The sequence below is a fragment of the Aeromonas sp. FDAARGOS 1402 genome (genome assembly GCF_019046925.1).
Lineage (GTDB): Bacteria > Pseudomonadota > Gammaproteobacteria > Enterobacterales > Aeromonadaceae > Aeromonas > Aeromonas caviae.
This window is the reverse complement of record NZ_CP077201.1, coordinates 555,720-577,116: the sequence shown is the minus strand read 5'-3', so window position 1 is coordinate 577,116 and position 21,397 is coordinate 555,720. Positions and strand designations below refer to the sequence as shown.

General features: G+C 61.6%; 20 protein-coding genes. 13 read left to right on the top strand and 7 right to left on the bottom strand.

Going from position 1 to position 21,397, the window contains the following annotated elements; genetic code table 11:
- Positions 1-91: 91 nt before the first annotated feature.
- From mutL to I6L32_RS02690, 7 genes are all read left to right on the top strand, one after another.
- Complete coding sequence (mutL, locus tag I6L32_RS02720) at positions 92-1,975, top strand: DNA mismatch repair endonuclease MutL (RefSeq protein ID WP_216944656.1); 1,884 nt, start codon at positions 92-94, stop codon at positions 1,973-1,975.
- 92 nt (positions 1,976-2,067) lie between these two features.
- A complete protein-coding gene (gene miaA, locus I6L32_RS02715) occupies positions 2,068-2,985 on the top strand; it encodes a tRNA (adenosine(37)-N6)-dimethylallyltransferase MiaA (RefSeq protein WP_080770083.1) in 918 nt (305 codons plus the stop codon).
- A gap of 72 nt (positions 2,986-3,057) precedes the next feature.
- The gene (gene hfq, locus I6L32_RS02710) at positions 3,058-3,321 is read left to right on the top strand and encodes an RNA chaperone Hfq (protein ID WP_011704864.1); all 264 of its coding nucleotides are present in this window, start codon (positions 3,058-3,060) and stop codon (positions 3,319-3,321) included.
- A gap of 63 nt (positions 3,322-3,384) precedes the next feature.
- Entirely contained in the window at positions 3,385-4,671 is a 1,287-nt protein-coding gene (gene hflX, locus I6L32_RS02705) for a ribosome rescue GTPase HflX (RefSeq protein ID WP_010673194.1), read from the top strand.
- A gap of 93 nt (positions 4,672-4,764) precedes the next feature.
- Positions 4,765-5,916: an FtsH protease activity modulator HflK gene (gene hflK, locus I6L32_RS02700; RefSeq protein WP_010673195.1), complete on the top strand. Its 1,152-nt coding sequence runs from the start codon at positions 4,765-4,767 to the stop codon at positions 5,914-5,916.
- A 3-nt stretch (positions 5,917-5,919) separates the two neighbouring features.
- The gene (hflC, locus tag I6L32_RS02695) at positions 5,920-6,804 is read left to right on the top strand and encodes a protease modulator HflC (protein WP_010673196.1); all 885 of its coding nucleotides are present in this window, start codon (positions 5,920-5,922) and stop codon (positions 6,802-6,804) included.
- Positions 6,805-6,895: 91 nt separating this feature from the next.
- Positions 6,896-7,084, top strand: a complete 189-nt coding sequence (locus tag I6L32_RS02690) for a DUF2065 family protein (protein ID WP_049636189.1) — start codon at positions 6,896-6,898, stop codon at positions 7,082-7,084.
- A gap of 88 nt (positions 7,085-7,172) precedes the next feature.
- Here I6L32_RS02690 and ispB read toward each other — a convergent pair whose 3' ends face one another.
- Positions 7,173-8,144, bottom strand: coding sequence for an octaprenyl diphosphate synthase (gene ispB / locus I6L32_RS02685; protein WP_010673198.1), 972 nt, complete (start codon positions 8,142-8,144; stop codon positions 7,173-7,175).
- A 242-nt stretch (positions 8,145-8,386) separates the two neighbouring features.
- On the opposite strand from ispB, the gene rplU reads away from it, so the two are divergent.
- The 4 genes from rplU to I6L32_RS02665 all read left to right on the top strand — a co-directional run bounded on the left by rplU (position 8,387) and on the right by I6L32_RS02665 (position 12,102).
- Complete coding sequence (gene rplU / locus I6L32_RS02680; RefSeq protein WP_005304210.1) at positions 8,387-8,698, top strand: 50S ribosomal protein L21; 312 nt, start codon at positions 8,387-8,389, stop codon at positions 8,696-8,698.
- 17 nt (positions 8,699-8,715) lie between these two features.
- A complete protein-coding gene (rpmA, locus tag I6L32_RS02675) occupies positions 8,716-8,973 on the top strand; it encodes a 50S ribosomal protein L27 (RefSeq protein WP_010673199.1) in 258 nt (85 codons plus the stop codon).
- 189 nt (positions 8,974-9,162) lie between these two features.
- Positions 9,163-10,365: an Obg family GTPase CgtA gene (cgtA, locus tag I6L32_RS02670; protein WP_010673200.1), complete on the top strand. Its 1,203-nt coding sequence runs from the start codon at positions 9,163-9,165 to the stop codon at positions 10,363-10,365.
- A gap of 366 nt (positions 10,366-10,731) precedes the next feature.
- Positions 10,732-12,102 carry a YjiH family protein gene (locus I6L32_RS02665; RefSeq protein ID WP_216944655.1) on the top strand — a complete coding sequence of 457 codons (1,371 nt, stop codon included), beginning with the start codon at positions 10,732-10,734 and terminating at the stop codon, positions 12,100-12,102.
- A gap of 70 nt (positions 12,103-12,172) precedes the next feature.
- Here the strand turns inward: I6L32_RS02665 and I6L32_RS02660 are convergent, their stop codons facing one another.
- On the bottom strand, positions 12,173-15,058 hold the full coding sequence (locus tag I6L32_RS02660) for an HD domain-containing phosphohydrolase (protein WP_216944654.1): 2,886 nt from the start codon (positions 15,056-15,058) through the stop codon (positions 12,173-12,175).
- Positions 15,059-15,274: 216 nt separating this feature from the next.
- Between I6L32_RS02660 and I6L32_RS02655 the strand changes: the two genes are divergently transcribed.
- Positions 15,275-16,264: a luciferase-like monooxygenase gene (locus I6L32_RS02655; protein WP_216944653.1), complete on the top strand. Its 990-nt coding sequence runs from the start codon at positions 15,275-15,277 to the stop codon at positions 16,262-16,264.
- A gap of 184 nt (positions 16,265-16,448) precedes the next feature.
- Positions 16,449-16,934 carry a 2TM domain-containing protein gene (locus I6L32_RS02650; RefSeq protein WP_113724989.1) on the top strand — a complete coding sequence of 162 codons (486 nt, stop codon included), beginning with the start codon at positions 16,449-16,451 and terminating at the stop codon, positions 16,932-16,934.
- Positions 16,935-17,060: 126 nt separating this feature from the next.
- On the opposite strand, the gene I6L32_RS02645 is transcribed toward I6L32_RS02650, so the two are convergent.
- From I6L32_RS02645 to surA, 5 genes are read right to left on the bottom strand one after another with little or no spacing between them, the layout of a single operon-like run.
- Entirely contained in the window at positions 17,061-17,882 is an 822-nt protein-coding gene (locus tag I6L32_RS02645) for a symmetrical bis(5'-nucleosyl)-tetraphosphatase (RefSeq protein ID WP_039040022.1), read from the bottom strand.
- A 6-nt stretch (positions 17,883-17,888) separates the two neighbouring features.
- Positions 17,889-18,251, bottom strand: a complete 363-nt coding sequence (apaG, locus tag I6L32_RS02640; RefSeq protein ID WP_113724985.1) for a Co2+/Mg2+ efflux protein ApaG — start codon at positions 18,249-18,251, stop codon at positions 17,889-17,891.
- 4 nt (positions 18,252-18,255) lie between these two features.
- Entirely contained in the window at positions 18,256-19,068 is an 813-nt protein-coding gene (rsmA, locus tag I6L32_RS02635; RefSeq protein WP_010673207.1) for a 16S rRNA (adenine(1518)-N(6)/adenine(1519)-N(6))-dimethyltransferase RsmA, read from the bottom strand.
- Positions 19,058-20,053 carry a 4-hydroxythreonine-4-phosphate dehydrogenase PdxA gene (gene pdxA, locus I6L32_RS02630; RefSeq protein WP_080944220.1) on the bottom strand — a complete coding sequence of 332 codons (996 nt, stop codon included), beginning with the start codon at positions 20,051-20,053 and terminating at the stop codon, positions 19,058-19,060. The genes rsmA and pdxA overlap by 11 nt, the downstream gene beginning before the upstream one ends.
- Before the next feature lie 50 nt (positions 20,054-20,103).
- Complete coding sequence (surA, locus tag I6L32_RS02625; protein WP_010673209.1) at positions 20,104-21,396, bottom strand: peptidylprolyl isomerase SurA; 1,293 nt, start codon at positions 21,394-21,396, stop codon at positions 20,104-20,106.
- Position 21,397 lies beyond the last annotated feature (1 nt).

Below are 21,397 nucleotides of genomic sequence, written 5' to 3'. Positions count from 1 at the left end.
GCCGCCCTTCTCTGCCGATGGCAGGGAGGGGCGGTGAGCATTGATGGCGCCAGGTCCACCTCTTCCCCTTTTTCATCTGCAGGAGCAAGCGATGTCAATCCGTATATTGCCGCCGATTCTGGCCAACCAGATTGCTGCCGGTGAGGTCGTGGAGCGGCCCTCCTCCGTGGTGAAGGAACTGGTGGAAAACAGCCTGGATGCGGGGGCTGACCGGGTCGAGATCGACATCGACAAGGGAGGCGCCAAGCTTATCCGCATTCGTGACAACGGCTGCGGTGTCGCCAGGGATGAGCTGGTGCTGGCGCTGTCGCGCCACGCCACCTCCAAGGTGGCGACCCTGGACGATCTGGAAGGGATCAACAGCCTGGGCTTTCGCGGGGAGGCGCTTGCCTCCATCAGCTCCGTCTCCCGCCTCACCTTCACCTCCCGCACGGCAGAGCAGAGCGAGGCCTGGCAGGCCCAGGCGGAAGGGCGTGAGATGAGCGTCACCGTCAAGCCGGCAGCCCACCCGGTGGGCACCACGGTGGAGGTGGTGGATCTCTTCTTCAACACCCCGGCGCGGCGCAAGTTCATGCGCAGCGAAAAGACCGAATTTGCCCACATCGACGAACTGGTGCGCCGCATCGCGCTCTCCCGCTTCGACGCTACCCTGATCCTGCGCCACAACGGCAAGGTGGTGCGCCAGTACAAGGCGGCCAACACGGTGGCGGAGCAGGAGCGCCGCCTCGCCGCCGTCTGCGGTTCCCCCTTCATGCACCATGCCCTGGCGGTATCGAGCGAACACAGCGACGTGCGGTTGTGGGGCTGGCTGGCCACCCCGGCAGGAGCCAGGCCGCAGAACGACCTGCAATACACCTATGTCAATGGCCGCATGATGCGGGACAAGCTCATCAATCACGCCATTCGCCAGGCCTATGACGAGCTGCTGCCCGCCGATCGCTTCGCGGCCTATGTGCTCTATATCGAGCTGGATCCCCGCCAGGTGGATGTCAACGTCCATCCGGCCAAGCACGAAGTGCGTTTCCATCAGGCGCGTCTCATCCACGATTTCATCTTCCAGGCGCTGTTTACCGCACTGCGCCAGGACGGGGCAGGGAGCGCCACCGATGCCCCCCTGGCCGAGACCCAGGTCGAGCTGCCGGGCAGCCCGGAGATCACCTATCCGGGTCAGGCGCCGCGCACCGAGTGGTACGGTGCCGAACACGGCTATCGGGCTCCTGCCCCTGCGCGAGATGGCGACGGCGTGCGGGAAGGCGGTGGTGGCAGGGGAGGACACTACCAGCCTCCCGAACCCCCGAGCCGGGCCGCCATGCGAGGCATGGGCGCCTTGCTCACCACCCTGCCCGAGGTGGCGATGCCGGCATCCCGGCCAGGAGCCGAGAGCGGTGCCGTCGAGACGCCTGCCCGAACGGGGGAGTGGCGTGCCCTGAGCCTGGTCGAGCAGGCCTATCTGCTGATGGAGCGTCAGGGGCAGCTGGCGCTGCTCTCCCTGGTGCGCGCCGAGCGTCTGTTGTTGCGCCACTGGCTGCTGGATGCCTGGGGCCAGGGGCTGGCGGCCCAGCCTTTGTTGCTGCCGGTCTCCTTCAAGCTGCCGAAAAACCTGGTCGCTCTGGTGGAGGAGCGGGAACGTCTGCTCAAACGCATGGGGCTGGAGTTGAAAAGCGGGGGACGCGACACCATGATCCTGACTCGGGTGCCCGCCCTGCTGCGCCAGACCGATCTGGCCCGTCTCTTACCCGAATTGTTGCAGCTGGTCGAGAGCGGATCTGACAGTGATGCCGATGCGCAGGCTGGAGTACTATGCCAGTGGTTGGTGGAGCAAGGCATAAGTGCCGAAAAAATATACGATTTTGCCACTGCCACCCGGTTGTTGACGGAACTTGTTGCCGATTTCAGTGACCAACTGGCAGACGTTCGCATGGTGCGTCCGTTGCCGCTGGCGAACGTGCTGGCCGAGTTTGCCGATGGCAACTGACGGCGTCTCGTCGTCTGTTGCATCCATATGACCAGTTTTATGCCGGTTCGCCCGTGAAGGGGCGGCCGAAGGGAGTGTTTAACGTGGCTGACTTGCCGACTGCAATTTTTCTGATGGGGCCGACGGCCTCCGGCAAGACGGATCTCGCCATTGAACTGTGCCAGGCCCTGCCCTGCGACATCATCAGCGTGGACTCCGCGCTAATCTATCGCGGCATGGACATAGGCACCGCCAAGCCGACGCCAGCTGAGCTGGCGCAGGCCCCGCACCGGCTGATCGACATCCTGGATCCCGCCATGAGCTATTCGGCGGCGGATTTTTGCAAGGATGCCCTGCGGGAGATGAAAGAGATCGCCGACCGTGGTCGCATTCCGCTGCTGGTGGGCGGCACCATGCTCTATTTCAAGGCGCTGCTGGAGGGGCTTTCTCCGCTGCCTTCCGCCGATCCCGCCATTCGGGCCGGCATCGAGGAAGAGGCTGCCCGCCTCGGCTGGCAGGCGCTCCATGACGAACTGGTGCGCATCGACCCGGTGGCCGGTGCCCGCATCCACCCCAACGATCCCCAGCGCCTGTGCCGGGCGCTCGAGGTTTACCGCATCAGCGGCAAGACCCTCACCGAGCTGACCCAGGTACAGGGAGAGGGGCTGCCCTACCGGGCGCTGCAGTTTGCTATCGCGCCGAGGGATCGGGCCGTGCTGCACCAGCGCATCGAACAGCGGTTTGACAAGATGCTGGGCAGCGGCTTCGAGCAGGAGGTCAGGGCGCTTTACGAGCGGGGGGATCTCACCCCGGATCTTCCCTCCATTCGCTGCGTGGGATACCGCCAAATGTGGGACTACCTGGCGGGGGAAGTGGAGTATGATGAGATGCGTTATCGCGGCATTGTTGCCACCCGCCAGTTGGCCAAGCGTCAGATGACCTGGTTGCGCGGTTGGCCTGATGTGACCTGGTTGGAATCTGGTGAGTCTGGCAATCTGGCCAGGGTCGTCGCCCAAGCTGGTCCGGCTTGACACTCCTGTATAATCAGGTTGTTATATTGAATATCCGGTGTTTAAAAACAACAAACTATAAGGAAAAGAAAGATGGCTAAGGGGCAATCTCTCCAAGACCCGTTTTTGAATGCGCTGCGCCGTGAGCGTATTCCTGTTTCTATCTATTTGGTGAACGGCATCAAACTGCAGGGTCAGATCGAATCGTTTGACCAGTTTGTCATTCTGCTGAAGAACACCGTGAGCCAGATGGTCTACAAGCACGCCATTTCCACCGTGGTGCCGGCCCGTGCCGTCAACCATCACCAGCACGCCCCGGGCGCCGCCGGTGAAGAGCAGGGTGAAGCCGAGGCGTGATATCCTGCGGCGAGTTCACTCGCCAACTCAGATCCATCATGATACCTGTCAAGGAGCAAGCGCTTGTTTGACCGTTACGAAGCTGGTGAACAGGCCGTTCTGGTACATGTCAACTTCAGCGATGAGGGCGAGCGGGAGGATCTGGACGAGCTCAAGATGCTGGTGAGCTCGGCCGGGGTCAATGCACTGGGGGTGATCACCACCAGTCGCAGCGCACCCAGCGCCAAATTTTTTGTCGGCAGCGGCAAGGCGGAAGAGATCGCGTCCCAGGTCCAGATGCTGGACGCCGACGTGGTCATCTTCAACCATGCCCTGACCCCTGCCCAGGAGCGCAACCTGGAGCGTCTGTTCCAGTGCCGGGTCGTGGACAGGACTGGTCTTATCCTCGATATCTTCGCCCAGCGCGCCCGCACTCACGAAGGCAAGTTGCAGGTCGAACTGGCCCAGTTGCGCCATCTTTCCACTCGTCTGGTGCGAGGCTGGACCCACCTTGAGCGACAAAAGGGGGGGATCGGTCTGCGCGGCCCGGGTGAAACCCAGCTTGAAACCGACCGACGCCTGCTGCGTGAGCGCATCAAGGCCATTTTGCGCCGCCTCGACAAGGTGGCCAAGCAGCGGGAGCAGGGGCGCCGTGCCCGCAACCGCAACGAAGTGCCGACCGTTTCTCTGGTGGGGTATACCAACGCCGGAAAATCCACTTTGTTCAACCAACTTACAGATGCCAGCGTGTATGCTGCCGACCAATTGTTCGCAACCCTGGACCCCACCCTGCGCAAATTGGTGATCCAGGATGTGGGTGATGTGATCCTGGCGGATACAGTTGGATTTATTCGGCACTTGCCCCATGATCTGGTCGCGGCCTTCAAGGCGACCTTGCAGGAGACTCGCGAAGCGGACCTGCTGCTGCACGTGGTGGACTGCGCCGATGAACAGATGCAGGAGAATATCGAGTCGGTCCAGCGTGTGCTGGCCGAGATCGAGGCGGATGACCGTCCCCAACTGATGATCTGCAACAAGATCGACAAGCTGGGGGATCGTCCAGCTGGTCTTGAACGGGATGAGGCTGGACGACCGGTGCGAGTCTGGTTGTCGGCCCAGACTGGCGAGGGTAGTGAATACCTGTTCCAGGCACTGACCGAACTGCTGGCCGGCTCCATGGTGCATCACACCCTGCAACTGCCCCCTTCCGCCGCCAGACTGCGCAGTGCGCTCTATCGGCTGAAAGGTATCGAGCAGGAAGGTTTCAGCGAGGAGGGGGACTTTGTGCTGGAAGTTCGCCTGCAACTGGCTGACTGGAACCGCCTCATGAAACAAGAAGGTGAGAGTTTACAACGCTTTATCAGGCATTGATGGGTCGATGAATATAAATGGTTTGCTGATTTCATCGCCCCTCTGTGGCCCGATAGAGATGATATCCATCCGCATGTATTAATGGAGACGCTGATGGCTTGGAATGAGCCTGGTAACAATGGCAAAGACCGTGACCCCTGGGGGAACAACGGCAAGAATCAGGGCCCCCCTGATCTGGACGAGATGCTTCGCAAGGTGAGCCGTCGTTTTGGCGGTCTGCTCGGTGGTGGCAAATCCGGTGGTGGTGACGTCGGCAAGTTCGGCCTCTCCATCGCCTTGGTGGTGGCCGTGGTGGTGTGGGTCGTCAGCGGCTTCTACACCATTCGCGAAGCCGAGCGAGGCGTGGTGCTGCGCTTTGGCGAATACTCCCACAACGTGGATCCCGGCCTGCGCTGGAAACCGACCTTCATCGACCGGGTGATCCCGGTGGACGTGGAGTCTGTCCGTTCCCTGCCGGCGTCCGGTTTCATGCTGACCCAGGATGAGAACGTGGTACGGGTCGAGATGGACGTGCAGTATCGCGTGGTCGATCCCGAGCAGTACCTGTTCAGCGTGACCAACGCCGACGAGAGCCTGAGCCAGGCCACCGACAGCGCCCTGCGCTACGTGGTGGGTCACACCCGGATGGACGATGTGCTGACCACGGGTCGTGAGAAGGTGCGTCAGGAAACCTGGCAGGTGATCGACAGCATCATCGAGCCCTATCAGATGGGTCTGCAGATCGTGGACGTCAACTTCCTGCCGGCGCGTCCGCCGGAAGAGGTGAAGGATGCGTTTGATGACGCCATCTCCGCCCAGGAAGATGAGCAGCGTTTCATCCGTGAAGCGGAAGCCTATGCCCGTGAAGTGGAGCCCAAGGCTCGTGGCCAGGTCAAACGTCTGGAGCAGGAGGCCGAAGCCTACAAGTCCCAGATCGTGTTGAAGGCCAAGGGTGAAGTCGCTCGCTTCAACGAGCTGCTGCCCCAGTATCAGGCCGCGCCCGAGCTGACCCGTGATCGTATCTACCTGGAAACCATGGAAGAGCTCTATCAGCAGGCCAACAAGGTGGTGGTCGACATGCCGGCCGGCAACAACAGCATGATCTACCTGCCGCTCGACAAGCTCTCTGGCAAGGCGAATGCCGTGCAACCGGCACGTCCTGCGGGCACCCCGGCAGTCGAGGCGGCCCAGCCGTCCAACGAAGGGGCCAACTCCACTCCGACCCCGCTGCGTGGCGGTGATCGTTTCAGCACAGGGAGAAACTGATAGATGAAAAAGCTAGCTATTGGTGTCATCGCTGTGGCCGCCATGGTCTGCTTCTCTTCCATCTTCATCGTCGATGAAGGACAGAAGGGGATCGTGGTGCAGTTTGGCAAGGTGAAACGGGTCGACTCTGGTGAACCGCGCCTGTACGAGCCGGGTCTGCACTTCAAGGTGCCGCTCATCGACCAGGTACGCAAGATGGATGCCCGCATCCAGACTCTGGAAGGCCAGGCGGATCGCTTCGTTACGTCCGAGAAGAAGGACCTCATCATCGACTCCTACGTGAAGTGGAAGATCGAGGACTTCTCCAAGTACTACCTGGCGACCGGTGGTGGCAACAAGATCCAGGCTGAAGACCTGCTCAAGCGCAAGATCAACAACGGCCTGCGTTCCGAGATCGGTAACCGCACCATCAAGGACATCGTCTCCGGCGAGCGCAGTACCGTGATGGAAGATGCCCTGATGAAGATGGCGCGCTCCTCCGAGCTCGGCATCAAGGTGGTGGATGTGCGCATCAAGCAGATCAACCTGCCGGTGGAAGTTTCCAGCTCCATCTATCAGCGGATGCGTGCCGAGCGGACCGCGGTTGCCCGTGAACACCGTTCACAGGGCCGCGAGCAGGCCGAGATCCTGCGTGCCGACATCGACCGCAAGGTGACCGTGATGATCGCCGACGCCGAGAGTAATGCCCGTCAACTGCGTGGTGAAGGGGATGCCGAAGCCGCCAGGATCTATGCCGACAGCTACAAGAAGGACCCGGAGTTCTTCAGTTTCGTGCGCAGCATGGAGGCCTATCGCAAGAGCTTCGCCGGTGGCAACGACCTCATGGTCCTGAAACCGGACAGCGAGTTCTTCCGCTACCTCAAGTCGCCGCACGGCAACAAGCAGTAAACATGTGTTGATATGACCCAAGGGCCTGATGATTCAGGCCCTTTTGTTTGCCGGCCACAGACCGGCAGGGGAACAGGGATAGGGAGAGGTGATGCTGACATCCATGTTGATGGGGCTGGGGTTGCTGCTGCTCTTCGAAGGATTGGGGCCCTTGCTCGCTCCCAGGGCATGGCAGCAGATGCTGCGCCTGCTCGGGGAGTTGCCGCCGGAACAGCTGCGCCGCATCGGCGGCTGTCTGGTGGTGGCAGGTGGTGTCATCTTGTGGGCGTCGGCCCGTTAGAGCCTGTGTTGATACGACAGTGGCACGGCGAATTCGGACAATAAAAAAGAGGCCCTCTGGCCTCTTTTTTATTGTCCGCCGGCTGGCATCAGGCGCTGCGCTGCACCGCCATGTGGGCCAGGGTCTCCAGCGCTTGCTTGTGCCGGGAGTCCGGCAGGATGGCGAGGGCGGCGATGGCCTTGTCAGCCTCTTCCCGAGCCCGCTGGCGGGAGTATTCGAGAGCTCCGGTGCGATCCAGGATGCCCAGAATACGCTCCAGGTGATCCATACCGTTGCGGTGCTCGATGGCATCGCGCACCAGTTGACGCTCTTCCGGGGTACCCACTTCCATGGCGCGCAACAGCGGCAGGGTCGGCTTGCCTTCGGCCAGATCGTCACCCACGTTCTTGCCCATCTCCTCGCTCTGGGAGCAGTAGTCCATCACGTCGTCGATGATCTGGAACGCGGTACCCAGGTACTTGCCGTAGTCGGTCATGGCCTGCTCGACGGGCTCGGGCTGATGGGTCAGCACGGCGGCGAGTCGGGTCGCGGCTTCAAACAGCTTGGCGGTCTTGCAGTAGATGACCGTCATGTAGCTCTCTTCCGTGGTATCCGGATCGTTGCAGTTCATCAGCTGCAGCACTTCTCCTTCGGCGATGGTATTGGTGGCATCGGAGAGGATCTCCATCACCTTCAGGTTGGAGAGTTCGCTCATCATCTGGAAGGAGCGGCTGTAGAGGTAGTCACCCACCAGAACGCTGGCGGCGTTGCCAAACAGGGCGTTGGCGGTTTCCCGGCCGCGGCGCAGGTCGGATTCGTCGACCACGTCGTCGTGCAGCAGGGTGGAGGTGTGAATGAATTCGATGATGGCGGCCAGTTTCAGGTGATCTTCACCCTCATAGCCCAGTGCGCGTGCGGCCATCACGGTCAGCATGGGGCGCATCCGTTTTCCGCCCGCACTGACAATATAGAAACCCAGCTGGTTGATTAGGCTGACATCGGACTGGAGTCTCGCCAGGATCAGTTCATTGACCGCCGTCATGTCGGCGGCACAGAGCGCACGGATAGTCTGTTGGTCCATAAGTCTCGTAACGTGACGGCAGCATTTACTGCGTTTTTAGCAATGGCGGGGATTCTACACGATTTCACAATGGGTTACAGTTAGGCGTTTATTCACGGGGGCAGATATGCGCACAAAATAAACTTTTTGCTAAATTGGCCTTGCCTCGGCAAATCGTTCTGCGTAGAATGCCCGCCCATTGTTATAGGTTTTTGTGCGTGTCTGGCCTTGAGCAAAAGACACGCCTTTACGGAGTTAATCAAATGTACGCGGTATTCCAAAGCGGCGGAAAACAACACCGTGTGGCCGAAGGTCAAATCGTTCGTCTGGAAAAGCTGAACGTTGAGACTGGCGCTACCATCGACTTCAACGAAGTGCTGATGGTTGCTGCAGGCGACACTTTCAAAGTAGGTGCTCCTTTCGTTGAAGGTGGCAAGGTTGTGGCTGAAGTTGTGGCTCACGGCCGTGGCGAGAAAGTGACTATCGTCAAGTTCCGTCGTCGTAAGCACCACCGTAAGCAAGCGGGCCACCGTCAGTGGTTCACTGAAGTCAAAATCACTGGCATCAGCGCTTAATTAGAGGAGTCCGATAGATGGCACACAAAAAAGCTGGCGGTTCATCCCGCAACGGTCGCGATTCTGAAGCTAAACGCCTGGGCGTGAAGCGTTTCGGCGGCGAAACAGTTCTGGCTGGCAGCATCATCGTTCGTCAGCGCGGCACCAAGTTCCACGCTGGTGAGAACGTTGGTCTGGGCAAGGACCACACTCTGTTCGCTACCGCGAACGGTAAAGTGCAGTTCGAAGTTAAAGGTCCGCAGAATCGTAAGTACGTCAGCATCGTTGCTGAGTAATTACGGACCGCAAGGATCCGAAGCCCCGCCAACCTGGCGGGGCTTTTGTTTTTCTGATGAGTTTGACGAAAAAACGGCACGCGGATGAGCCGGCGCTGACAGCCCTCATCGGCCAGATGCGCCTCGCCCGAAGGGGCCCGTATCACTATAATTGCGTATCGGTTTTTCGAATTAAGGTGACGGTTACCTATGAAGTTTGTTGATGAAGTCCAGATTCGAGTCGATGCCGGTGACGGTGGTAACGGTTGTGTGAGCTTCCGCCGCGAGAAGTACATCCCGAACGGCGGCCCGGACGGCGGTGACGGCGGTGATGGTGGCGACGTGTATCTGGTGGCCGATGAAAACCTGAACACCCTGATCGACTACCGTTTCGAGCGCTTCCACGCCGCCGAGCGTGGCGAGAACGGCCAGAGTGCCAACTGTACCGGTCGTCGCGGCAAGGACAAGATCCTGCGAGTACCGGTCGGCACCCGCGCCACCGATGAAGACACCGGCGAACTGCTGGGGGATTTGACCAGTCACGATCAGAAGCTGCTGGTTGCCAAGGGCGGTTTCCACGGCCTTGGCAACACCCGCTTCAAGAGCTCGGTCAACCGGGCGCCGCGCCAGAAGAGCAACGGCACCCCGGGTGAAGTGCGTACCCTGAGGCTGGAGCTGCTGCTGCTGGCGGATGTCGGCATGCTGGGTCTGCCGAACGCTGGCAAGTCCACCTTCATTCGCGCCGTTTCTGCGGCCCGTCCGAAAGTGGCAGACTACCCCTTCACCACCCTGGTACCGAACCTGGGTGTGGTACGAGGTGAAAACTCCCGCTCCTTCGTCATTGCCGACATTCCCGGCCTCATCGAAGGGGCTGCCGAGGGAGCAGGCCTCGGTATCCGCTTCCTCAAGCACCTGGAGCGTTGCCGCGTCCTGATCCACCTGGTGGACATCTGCCCGGTGGATGGCTCCGATCCTGCCGAGAACGCCGTGACCATCGTCCGGGAGCTGGAAAAATACAGCCCCGAGCTTGCGGGCAAGCCGCGCTGGCTGGTGTTCAACAAGATGGACCTGATCCTGGAAGAAGAGGCTCAGGAAGTGATGGACAGAGTCAAGGCAGCCCTCAACCACGAAGGTCCGGTCTACGCCATCACCGCCATCAGCAAGGAAGGCACCAAGAAGGTGTGCTACGACATCCTGGATCTGCTGGATACCATGCCTCGTCAGCTGGCGGAAGATGCCAGAGACGCCATCGAGAAGGTGGAGTTCAAGTGGGATGACTATCACAAGAACCAGCTTGCCAAGGCGGAAGCCGATGCCCTGGCGGCGTCCAAGGCCTTCGATGATGGCTTGGACGATGACGACTGGGACGATGAGGACGACGACGGCGTCGAAGTCATTTACGTTCGCGATTGAGCATCATGTTCGTGACAAGACCGGAGCCAGACAGGCTCCGGTTTTTTTATGGGAGGATCGACGGGATCACCCTATAGATATATTTTTTATGTCTCTTATTGCCTGACAGTGGCTGCGGATTATACTGCGCACCTGAATGTAACCTGTATGAAACATTATGCTAACCATTCAAATTGAATCGATATGCATGACTGTTTTGGTTTGTTCTTATGGATGGTTCGCCTGATAAAATATTTATGCTTGAAATGATCAATTAACGGCTTGTTTGTGCAGTTTTTTGGGTTATTCTTGCGCCCGTTTTCCGGGCGAGGGCATGAGTATGCAGGCGGCCCGGCTGAAGGAAAAGTCACATTTAAGGCTGTTTATATGTTGGAAAAGACCCTGGAAGCACCGGCAATCCGTACTCGCCGCAACGTGCTGATGTTTTTGATCCCGTCACTGATCGGGATCCTGCTGTTCATGACCCCGGTCATCTATGACGGCAATGTCACCATTCCCGTCGCCGTGTTGGCGAAGCTGGTTCAAACGGTGTTTGCCGATCATCTGGTGGCCATGGTCAGCGCCATCATCACAACCACCATGCTGATGACCCTGATCGCCTGGCTGTTCAAACCGGCGATCCTGGTAAAACGCCCCTTCCTCAACAGCCTGTTCAACGTCTCCCCCTTCTGGGCGTGCGTGCGGGTGCTGGGCGGGGTCTTCGTGCTGTTGACCTTCTTTGAAGCCGGTCCCGAGGTGCTGCGCTCAGGGGCGACCGGTGGCCTGGTGCTGCATGATCTGCTGCCGGTACTGTTCTCCGTCTTCATCTTTGCGGGCCTGCTGCTGCCCTTGCTGCTGGATTTTGGTCTGCTGGAGTTTGTCGGTACCATGATGACCCGGATCATGCGTCCGGTGTTCCGTCTGCCGGGTCGTTCTGCGGTGGACTGCTTCGCCTCCTGGCTCGGTGATGGCAGCGTCGGGATCCTGCTGACCAGCAAGCAGTATGAAGGCAAGTTCTACACCCAGCGGGAAGCGGCCGTCATCGGTACCACCTTCTCCGCCGTCTCCATCACCTTCTGTCTGGTGGTGATCTCCCAGGTGAAGCTGGAGCATATGTTCGTCCCCTGCTACCTGACCGTCTGCCTGGCCGGTGTGGTGGCCGCCATCGTGGTACCGCGCCTGCCGCCGCTCTCCTGGAAGAAGGATGTCTACAGCGACGGTACTCCCCTGTGCCGCAAGCAGGAGGCCATCCCCCATCAGCACAGCGTGCTGAGCTACGGCTACCATCGTGCCCTGACCAAGGCCGACAGCATGACGGATCTCGGCGCCGTGGCGCGTGAAGGGGTGAAAAACGCCCTGGACATGGTATTTGGCGTGCTGCCGGTGGTGATGGCCGTCGGGACCTGTGCCCTGATGCTGGCGGAGCACACCCCGGTGTTCAACTGGCTGGGGGCGCCCTTCGTGCCTTTGCTCGAGCTGCTGCAACTACCGGAGGCGGAAGCCGCTTCCAAGACCATCATGGTGGGCTTCGCTGACATGTTCATCCCGGCGGTGCTGGCCTCCACTATCGAGAGCGACATCACCCGCTTCGTGATCGCCGCCATGTCGGTCACCCAGCTCATCTACATGTCGGAAGTGGGCGCTCTGTTGCTGGGCAGCAAGATCCCGGTCAAGTTGTGGGAGCTGTTCGTCATCTTCCTGCTGCGCACCCTGGTCACCCTGCCGGTGATTGCCGGTGTGGCGCACCTGCTGTTCTAAGGGACGAAGTGGAACGAAAAACGGTCAACCCGGGTTGACCGTTTTTTTATGGGCGAGTGTCGGCGGAAGGTCAGTGTGATCCTGCCAGCAGGGCCTGGCATTCGACCTCGTCCAGCTGCTCGGGGGCGAGGAAGCGTCTGGCGTAGTCCCGCCAGATGCCGCTCTCGATGAAGAGGGCAAACAGGGCCGGGTCTATGTGCTGTTCCTGCACCATCTTCACCATGATGGCCAGGGACTGGGAGACCGTTTTGCCAGACTTGTAGGGGCGATCGCTCGCCGTCAGCGCCTCGAAGATGTCTGCAATGGCCATGATGCGGGCGGGAATGCTCATCTGCCCCCCTTGCAACTGGCGCGGATAGCCCGTGCCGTCCATCCGCTCGTGATGGCCCCCCGCAATCTCCGGCACCTTGCGCAAATGGCGGGGGAAGGGGAGCTTCTCCAGCATGCGTATGGTCTGGATGATGTGATCGTTGATCTTGTAGCGCTCCTCTTCGGTGAGGGTGCCACGGCCGATGGCGAGGTTGTAGCGTTCCCCCCGGTTGTAGAGGTGGGTGGGCACCCGCACCTTGAAGCCCCATGGGTTGTGTCGGGCGAGATTGTTGTGCTCGGGGCGAGGGATGAGATGGACCGCCTTGTCGGCGAGCAGCGACTCTCGGCAGGGGAGGGGAGAGGGGGCCTCCTGGTGGCGCTTGCGTTCCTCCTGACTGATACCGAGCCGATCGTCCAGAGTGCGCAACCAGGTGCGGCTGGCAATGGCATCCAGCCTGGCTAGCTTCTCCGGCGCCATCCACTCGCCCCCCAGATTGCACTCGGCCACGAAGGCAAACTCCTGATCCAGGGTGTGCCAGAGGGGGAGCAGGGCCTCGAGGGCGGCCTGCTGCCCGGATGGGGGCAGCAGGGCGCAGAGTGCCTCGATGTGGGCATCCCGCTTGAGCACCTCGAAGCGGGTGCGGATCTCGTGGATCCTGTCGTAGATGGTCTCGAGCTTGGTCGCCTTGTCCACCACGAACTCCGGGGTGGTGACCTTGCCGCAGTCGTGCAGCCAGCTCGCAATATGGATGGCCTCCCACTCCTCTTCGTTGAGTCGGAAATCGGCAAAGGGCCCCGTCTGCTGTGCGCAGGCAGCCTGGGTCAGCATCCTGGCCAGTTCCGGCACCCGCTGGCAGTGGCCGCCGGTGTAGGGGCTCTTGGCATCGATGGCACCGGCGATGAGCTCAATGAAGGCTTCCAGCAGTTGCTTCTGCTCCTCCAGCAGGCGCTGGTTTTCGATGGCGGAGGAGGAGGTGCCCGCCAGCGCCTCGATGAGGCTGATGCGCGAGGCCAGTTCGCGGGCCGAGCAGTCTGGCAGGATCAGCAGCAGGCAGCCGATCAGCTCCTGACGGTGGTTGTGAAGGGGTTCGACCAGCAGTTGGCAGGCGCCGGGGAAGGGGCCCCAGTCGCCGAGGTAGCGGGCCCACTGTGCCTCGTCGAGGGGCAGGCAGAGGCGCTCCGTGTGGTAGAGACCGCCGAGCAGCGCCGCCTGCCACTGTACCTGTTCGCACGCCAGCGGCTGCCCCTGCCAGATGGCGTGAACGGCCTGCATCTCGCTATCCTGGGCCAGGAATAGGCAGCCGCCCTCGGCCTGGGCTGCCGCCACCGTCTCATGCAGGATGCGGCTGAGCAACGAATCGAAGCGATGCTCTGCCGCCAGCGCCCGGCCCATGTTCATGAAATTGCCGAGGGTCAGGCGCATGCTGGACATGGCGCGGGCGAGGTCGTCAATTTCGCGGATCGCCGAATCCGGCCCCGGGCTTTCGCCAAAGTCGAAGTGCTGGATGCGCTCAGCCTCCCCGGTCAATACCAGCAAGGGGGCGGCAGTGCGCCGGGCAGCCAGCCAGATGACGGGCAGCAGGAGCAGCAGACCGGCAAGGGCCCAGGCGAGATTGTGCAGCGCATCCTGGCGCGCCGGGGCGGTGAGCACCTCGGTGGGCACCAGGAGGGCGAGATAAAACGGAGACTCTTCCCCGAGGGAGGAGAGGTTGACCAGCCACTCCTGACCCTGAACCGTTGCCAGGGTCAGCTCGGCGGGGTGATGCAGCAGGGCAGGCCGCGCGGCCATCTCCTGTTGCAGCCTGGTGAGAATGGGGTGATTGAGGGCCGACAGCATGGGCAGGCGGCTCAGTTGCTCGAAGCTTGGGAGGCGCTCGGGATCCGTGGCCAGCAGGGTCCCGACCTCGTCAAACAGCACCAGCTGGCTGTGACCGGGCAGGGGCAACTCGCCGATGAGGGAAGAGAGTCCCTCCACGCCCGCATCGAGCCCGATCACCGCCCGGCGATCGTCGCTCTCCACCGCCAGTGTCATGCCTGGCTCCCGGGTAGTGAAGAAGAGGTAGGGGTGGGTCACTATGATGCCCGTGCTCCAGCGCGCCTCCTTGTACCAGCCCCGATCTCGCGGATCGAAACGGTAGTCCGGCATGGGGCGCCGCTCCAGCAGCCGCAGCCGCTGGTCGAAATAGAGGAACTCTCCCTGTCCCTGATGCAGGCTCTGGACCAGCAGGCGGCTCTCGGGCGGAGGCGCCTCCAGCGCCCCTCTCGCCCGTTCGGTCAGCTTGCGTACCAGAAAGAAATCGCCGTCCTCGTAACCGGCATAGATGGCGCCGTAACTGGTGCTGTTGGCCAGTACTTCCGCCAGCTGGGGCAGGAAGGCGAGCCGCGTCTCGAGGTCTGTCATGGCGGACAGCTGGCCGCTGCGCAGCAGATTCAGGGACATGCGGGCTGGTCGCTGGTTCAGCTTGATGGCGAGGGCAAGCTGCTCCCGGTATTGCTGGAAGCTCTGACGTTCGTGCTCCAGCCCCTGCTGCATGCCCTGCTGGAACTGCAGCACGATGAGGGCGCCCCCCAGCAAGGAGAAGAGCAGGATGAAAAGGGTGGCAATGTGTACGTAAAAGGGTCTGCGACTGAGACTTGCGTTTGTCATGGACGGATCCTTGTCCCCTGGCGATCGCCGTATTGGTCACCTAACAGTGTGCTTGCTGGATGACAAAAAGCCTAGGACTCGATCTTGCGCTCTTCGGCCCCAAATCAACAGTCGGCCTCCGGGCTGCCCCCTTGCTCTGTGGTGAGATGATTCGTTCAGATATCTCGTGCTACATTGCTCCCCTGATAAACGCCCTGTGAACCAATGGAGTGTCCCATGTCTGTCGTCCCCTATTCCGTGCTGGATCTGGTGCCCGTTCCCGAAGGTGGTCTGCCGGCCGAGTCGTTTCGCCACTCGCTGGATCTGGCTCGCCATGCGGAGCGCTGGGGTTACCACCGCTACTGGCTGGCGGAGCACCACAACATGCCGGGCATTGCCAGCGCCGCCACAGCGGTGCTGATTGGCCACCTGGCCGGGGGCACCACGACGTTGCGGCTCGGGGCTGGCGGCATCATGTTGCCGAACCACTCCCCCCTGGTCATTGCGGAGCAGTTCGGCACGCTGAGTTCCCTCTATCCGGATCGCATCGATCTCGGCCTGGGCCGCGCCCCTGGCAGCGATCAGCGCACCATGCGGGCGCTTTGCCGCCAGCGCAGCGGCGAGGTGGATGACTTCCCGTCGGATGTGCGCGAACTGATGAGTTATTTTGGCGACGAGGTCGGTGCCGTGCAGGCGGTGCCGGGTCAGGGACTCCATGTGCCCATCTGGCTGCTGGGATCCAGCCTCTACAGTGCCCAACTGGCAGCGGCCATGGGGTTGCCGTTCGGCTTTGCTTCCCACTTCGCTCCCGCCATGTTGCTGCAGGCGCTGGAGATCTACCGTACCCAATACCGTCCCTCTGCCCGCTGGCCCAAACCCCATGCGGTGGTGTGCGTCAATCTGATCGCCGCCGACACCGATCGTGAGGCCCGCTTCCTGTTCACCACCCTGCAGCAGCAGTTCCTGCGTCTCTACCGGGGGGATGCCGGCAAGCTGCCGCTGCCGGTGCAGACGCTGGGGGATGAGTGGTCTCCCCGCGAATTGATGGCGATGGAGCAGACCCTGGCTCGCTCCCTGGTGGGGGAGCCGGATCGGGTACGCCACGGCCTCAAGGCTCTGCTGGCAGAGACCGGAGCGGACGAGCTGATGTTCAACGGCCCCATCGTCGATCATCAGGCGCGCCTGCGCTCCTTCGAGATTGGTGCCGAGCTGATGCAGGGGTTGTAAGCCCCCGCGACGCCTGGCCGCCAGCGGCACGCCAAGCCTGGTTGCTCGGAGCGCAAGAGCCACGATTGCGTGGTAGTAAGGTTTTGATTTTTAAAGGAAGTCAGGTGAGTGTCGGCCATCTGTCGTGTCGCCTCTCATGCCCTTTCCCTATGCTGGCCCTGTCAATCACCACAAGGAGCGCAAGATGATCGTCAGGAAGTTGAGATTGCAACGGGGATGGTCCCAGGAACAGCTGGCGACCCTCACTGGCCTGAGCGTTCGCACCATTCAGCGAATAGAGCAGGGACAACAACCCGGACTGGAATCCCTCAAGGCCCTGGCCGCCATCTTCGAGCTCGATGTGACCCAACTGCAGGAGAGCGAGATGAAAGGGAATGAGGGCGAAGATCGGGGACGCGTGCAGGTGGCGCGGGATGAGCGGGAGGCGATGAAGTTCGTGGAGGGGCTCAGGGGCTTCTACGGCCACCTCATGAGCTATGTGCTGGTGATAGGGGGGCTGTTTGTCATCAACTACCTGAGCAACCCGGACTATATCTGGGCCTGGTGGCCCATGCTGGGATGGGGGCTGGGGCTGGCTTCCCACGCCATCAACCTGTTCCAGCCCTTCAAGCTGTTTGGCCCGGAATGGGAGCGGCGCCAGGTCGAGAAACGGCTGGGGCGCAGGCTCTGATCCGCTCATCATGAAAAAACGGGCCCGGCATTGCCGGGCCCGTTCTGTTTTCAGCTCCATTTCGCAGGAGAGGGCATTGCTCTCCTCTCAACGGCGGATCATTCCCTTGTTCCGCAAAGAGCCGCTCTACTTGGCATAGGCCGGGCAGGGGGTGGCGATCAGGGCGTCGTCCTCGTAGCGCCACAGGGTGAGGCTGTTGCCCCAGACACACCCGGTGTCGAGTCCCTTGATATCGGATTTGCCGGTGTTACCCATCAGGGCCGCCCAGTGGCCGAAGACCAGTATGGGGTCATCCACATGGTGCTCGCGCTGCTCGAACCAGGGGCGCAGGCCCGGGGTCGATTCGGTGGGGCCCTTCTTGCATTTGAAGTCGAGGCGCCCGTCGAAGTAGCAAAAGCGCATCCGGGTGAAGCTGTTGATGATGTAGCGGTAACGCTCTATGCCCAGCAGGTTGTCGTTCCAGCTGTCGGGCTGATCGCCATACATGTTGTGCAGCAGCCAGCTGTACTGATCCCCGCGCAGCAGACTCTCCACCTCCCGGGCACAACTGCGGGCGGTGTGGGCGTCCCAGGCGGGGGAGAGGCCCGCATGCACCATCATGATGGGCAGGTCGGGGTGTTCTGCCAGCAGGGGACGGTGACGCAGCCACTCCAGCAGCTCGTCCCGATCCGGCGCCTCCATCAGCGCCTGCAGCTTGTCTTTCTTCTTGAGCGGGGCGACCCCGTGGGCCACCGCCAGCAGGTGCAGGTCGTGGTTGCCGAGCACGGTGACGGCCTGCTGCCCCAGTGATTTGACGAAACGCAGGGTGTTGAGGGAGTCCGGCCCCCGGGCGACGAGATCGCCACACAGCCAGAGCGTGTCGTTATCGAAGTCGAACTCGGCAAGATCCAGCAGACGGCGCAAATCGTCGTAGCAGCCCTGGATATCACCGACGAAACAGTTCGCCATGAAACCTCAGTTGATTATGTTGGGGACGGCCAGCGTGAAGGGGGCGATGGGGGCTTCGAATTGTTGCCCCGATTCATCCTGCAGGATGTAGCTGCCTTCCATCACGCCAAGCGGTGTGGCGAGGGGAACGCCACTCTGGTAGGAAAAGGTCTCGCCGGGGGCGATCAGGGGTTGTTCACCGACCACGCCGGGACCTTCCACTTCCAGCATCTTGCCATTGGCATCCGTAATGAGCCAGCGTCGATGCAGCAGTTGCACCGTGCCCGGACCCAGGTTCTCAATCTCGATGCGATAGAGAAAATGGTAGGGATCTGCGGTTCCCGCCACATATCTGGGGTGGGGGCGGACCACTATCCGGGCTTGGGTCATGGGATCAGGCCTGTTGCTGGTCGGCCAGCCAGTTGGCGATCGTGACGAACTGCTCGAGGGAGAGATTCTCCGGGCGCAGGTTGCCATCGATGCCAAGCTCGGTCAGCTGGGCGTCGGTGATGAAGTTGGAGAAGCTGTTGCGAATGGTCTTGCGACGCTGGCCGAAGCCTTCGGTGCAGACCCGGTTCAGGCAACGAATGTCTTTCGCGACGATAGTCGGGTTCTTGTGCGGGATCAGACGTACCACGGCGGAATCCACCTTCGGCGCCGGCTTGAAGGCGCCCGGGCCAACTTCCAGCACCGGCACTACCTGACAGTAGTACTGGGTCATCACGCTCAGACGGCCATAGGCCTTGCTGCCCGGGCCGGCGGCCAGACGCAGCACCACTTCCTTTTGCAGCATGAAGTGCATGTCCTCCACCCGGTCGGCAAATTCGCACAGGTGGAAGATGAGGGGGGTGGAGATGTTGTAGGGCAGGTTGCCGAAGATGCGCAGCGGCCCCTTGCCTTCCCCCATCAGGGTACTGAAGTCAAAGCGCATGGCATCGGCTTCGATGACGGTCAGCTTCTCCTTGAGGGTCGGGTGTTCGCGCAGACGTGCGGCAAGATCCCGGTCCAGCTCGACCACGGTCATCTTGTCCATCTGGGCGGCGACCGGCTCGGTGAGCGCAGCCAGACCCGGGCCGATCTCCACCAGATTCTGACCCGGTTGCGGGTTGATGGCGGCCACTATCTGGTCGATCACATACCGGTCGTGCAAGAAGTTCTGACCGAAACGCTTACGGGCCGTGTGGCCCATGTGCACCTTACTGCTCATATCTTTTTTTCTCTACCATCTGGATGGCGTGGTTGATCGCGGTGGTGAGGCTGCCGGGGTCTGCCAGGTTCTTGCCTGCCAGATCCAGCGCTGTGCCGTGGTCCACCGAGGTACGGATGAAGGGAAGTCCGAGGGTGATGTTGACCGAGTTGCCAAAGCCCTTGTACTTGAGCACGGGCAGCCCCTGATCGTGGTACATGGCGAGTACCGCATCCGCATCCTTGAGGTATTTGTCCTGGAACAGGGTATCGGCTGGCAGCGGGCCGACCAGATCGATCCCTTCCTGGCGCAGGGCGGCCAGGGCGGGTTCGATGACATCGATCTCTTCACGGCCCAGATGACCCCCTTCCCCGGCATGGGGATTGAGGCCGCAGACATAGATCCGGGGGTGTTCGATGCCGAACTTGCGCTTGAGATCCGCATCCAGGATGCGGATCACCTTGCCAAGGCGATCCTCGGTGATGGCCTTGGCAACATAGGCAAGGGGAATATGGGTGGTCGCGAGGGCCACTCTCAGCCCTTCGGTGGCCAGCAGCATCACCACATCGGCGGTGTCGGACTGCTGGGCGAAGAACTCGGTGTGACCGCTGAACGAGACGCCCGCCTGGTTGATGATCCCCTTGTGCACAGGCCCGGTTACCACGGCGGCGAATTCGCCGCTCAGGTTGCCGTCGCAGGCGCGCTGCAAGGTAGCCAGCACATAGGCGCCGTTGCCCTCATCCAGCTTGCCTGGCACCACGGGGGCGCCGAGCGGCACGGGGCAGACGGTCAGAGTTCCCGCCCGCTGCGGACGGGTGGGGGCGCTTTCGTCATAGGGTTCAAGCTCGACGGACAGCCCCAGCAGGGCGGCCCGTTCGCGCAACAGGGCGGGATCGGCGATCACCACCAGCTGATGGGGCCAGGCCCGCTGGGCAATCTGCAGCACCAGATCCGGACCGATCCCGGCTGGTTCACCCGGGGTGATGGCAAGCCGGTGGCAGCTCAGTTGTGCCTCGGCGTGCCCTGGATGCGCCTTGTTCATCTGCTTGTCGCCCATCAATTGGGTTCGATCTGGATGTAGGCTTCGTCGCGCAGCTCATCCAGCCAAGCCTGGGACTCTTCGGCGAAGCGGCGGTTGAAGATGAGCTGGTAGGCGCGTTGCTCCTGGGCCTTGCCGGTGGCGTCCTGGCTGCGGCGATCCTCGAGCTGCACGATGTGCCAGCCGTGGCTGGTGCGGAAGGGTTCGCTGATCTGGCCCGGTTGCAGGCGACCCAGCATGTCGCGGAATTCCGGCACATAGACGTTGGGATCAGACCAGCCCAGCTCGCCACCCTGCACCGCAGAGCCCGGATCCTCGGAGTATTTCTCTGCCATGCTGGCAAAGCTGGCCTTGCCGCTCTTGATGTCGTGCAGGATGCCGTCCAGGGTGCCCTTGGCCTTCTCCTCGCTCAGGATGATGGAGGGCTTGATCAGGATGTGGCGCGCCTTGACCTCGGTCTGCATGACCTGTTGCTGACCCTTGGTGTCGAAGATCTTGATGATGTGCAGACCGGCGCCGGAGCGCAGCGGGCCGACGATGTCACCCTTGCCGGCCCCTTGCACGGCTTCCGCCATCAGGGTGGGCATCTCCTGCGGGCTCAACCAGCCCCAGTCACCCCCTTCCAGCGCCTTGGGACCGTTACTCTCGGCAATAGCCAGCTTGCGGAAGTCGGCACCCTCTTTCAGGGACGCCAGAATGCGCTCGATCTTGGCCTTGGCAGCGTTGAGCTGCTCGGCATTTGGGTTGTCCGGCAGCGCGACCTGGATATGGCCGATATGATATGACGTCTGCTGCTGGCCCTGTTTGCTGAGGGCCTCGACCACCTGCTTGACCTCCTGATCGGAGATGTTGATGCGACGGCGGACCTGGCTGCGGCGCACCTCGTTCATCAGGATCTCGCGGCGCACCTCCTCACGGTACTGGGCGTAGGTCAGGCCTTCCCGCTCCAGCTGGGCGCGCAGTTGCTCCAGGTTCATCTTGTTGTCGGCGGCGATGCTCTGAATGGCCTGTTCCAGCTGGGTGTCACTGATCTTGAGCCCCTGGCGCTCCGCCAGTTGCAGTTGCAGGCTCTCCTGGATCAGGCGATCTAGCGCCTGCTTGCGCAGGGTGACGTCATCGGGCAGGGACTGGCCGCTCTCCTGGGCGGAGGCCTTGACCTTTTGCACCAGGGCCTCCTGCTGACTGGCCAGCACCACATCCTTGTTGACCACGGCCAGCACCTTGTCCATCAGCTCGGGGGCGGCGAGGGCACCCTGGCTCATGACTCCGAACAGGCCTGCGGTCAGCAGGGAAATCAACGTCTTCTTCATA

Bases quoted from the DNA above. Each gene is read 5' to 3' on its own strand.
- mutL (WP_216944656.1), top strand. From the start codon at position 92: ATGTCAATCCGTATATTGCCGCCGATTCTGGCCAACCAGATTGCTGCC.
- hfq (WP_011704864.1), top strand. From the start codon at position 3,058: ATGGCTAAGGGGCAATCTCTCCAAGACCCGTTTTTGAATGCGCTGCGC.
- hflK (WP_010673195.1), top strand. From the start codon at position 4,765: ATGGCTTGGAATGAGCCTGGTAACAATGGCAAAGACCGTGACCCCTGG.
- hflC (WP_010673196.1), top strand. From the start codon at position 5,920: ATGAAAAAGCTAGCTATTGGTGTCATCGCTGTGGCCGCCATGGTCTGC.
- I6L32_RS02690 (WP_049636189.1), top strand. From the start codon at position 6,896: ATGCTGACATCCATGTTGATGGGGCTGGGGTTGCTGCTGCTCTTCGAA.
- ispB (WP_010673198.1), bottom strand. From the start codon at position 8,144: ATGGACCAACAGACTATCCGTGCGCTCTGTGCCGCCGACATGACGGCG.
- rplU (WP_005304210.1), top strand. From the start codon at position 8,387: ATGTACGCGGTATTCCAAAGCGGCGGAAAACAACACCGTGTGGCCGAA.
- rpmA (WP_010673199.1), top strand. From the start codon at position 8,716: ATGGCACACAAAAAAGCTGGCGGTTCATCCCGCAACGGTCGCGATTCT.
- cgtA (WP_010673200.1), top strand. From the start codon at position 9,163: ATGAAGTTTGTTGATGAAGTCCAGATTCGAGTCGATGCCGGTGACGGT.
- I6L32_RS02665 (WP_216944655.1), top strand. From the start codon at position 10,732: ATGTTGGAAAAGACCCTGGAAGCACCGGCAATCCGTACTCGCCGCAAC.
- I6L32_RS02660 (WP_216944654.1), bottom strand. From the start codon at position 15,058: ATGACAAACGCAAGTCTCAGTCGCAGACCCTTTTACGTACACATTGCC.
- I6L32_RS02655 (WP_216944653.1), top strand. From the start codon at position 15,275: ATGTCTGTCGTCCCCTATTCCGTGCTGGATCTGGTGCCCGTTCCCGAA.
- I6L32_RS02650 (WP_113724989.1), top strand. From the start codon at position 16,449: ATGATCGTCAGGAAGTTGAGATTGCAACGGGGATGGTCCCAGGAACAG.
- I6L32_RS02645 (WP_039040022.1), bottom strand. From the start codon at position 17,882: ATGGCGAACTGTTTCGTCGGTGATATCCAGGGCTGCTACGACGATTTG.
- apaG (WP_113724985.1), bottom strand. From the start codon at position 18,251: ATGACCCAAGCCCGGATAGTGGTCCGCCCCCACCCCAGATATGTGGCG.
- rsmA (WP_010673207.1), bottom strand. From the start codon at position 19,068: ATGAGCAGTAAGGTGCACATGGGCCACACGGCCCGTAAGCGTTTCGGT.
- surA (WP_010673209.1), bottom strand. From the start codon at position 21,396: ATGAAGAAGACGTTGATTTCCCTGCTGACCGCAGGCCTGTTCGGAGTC.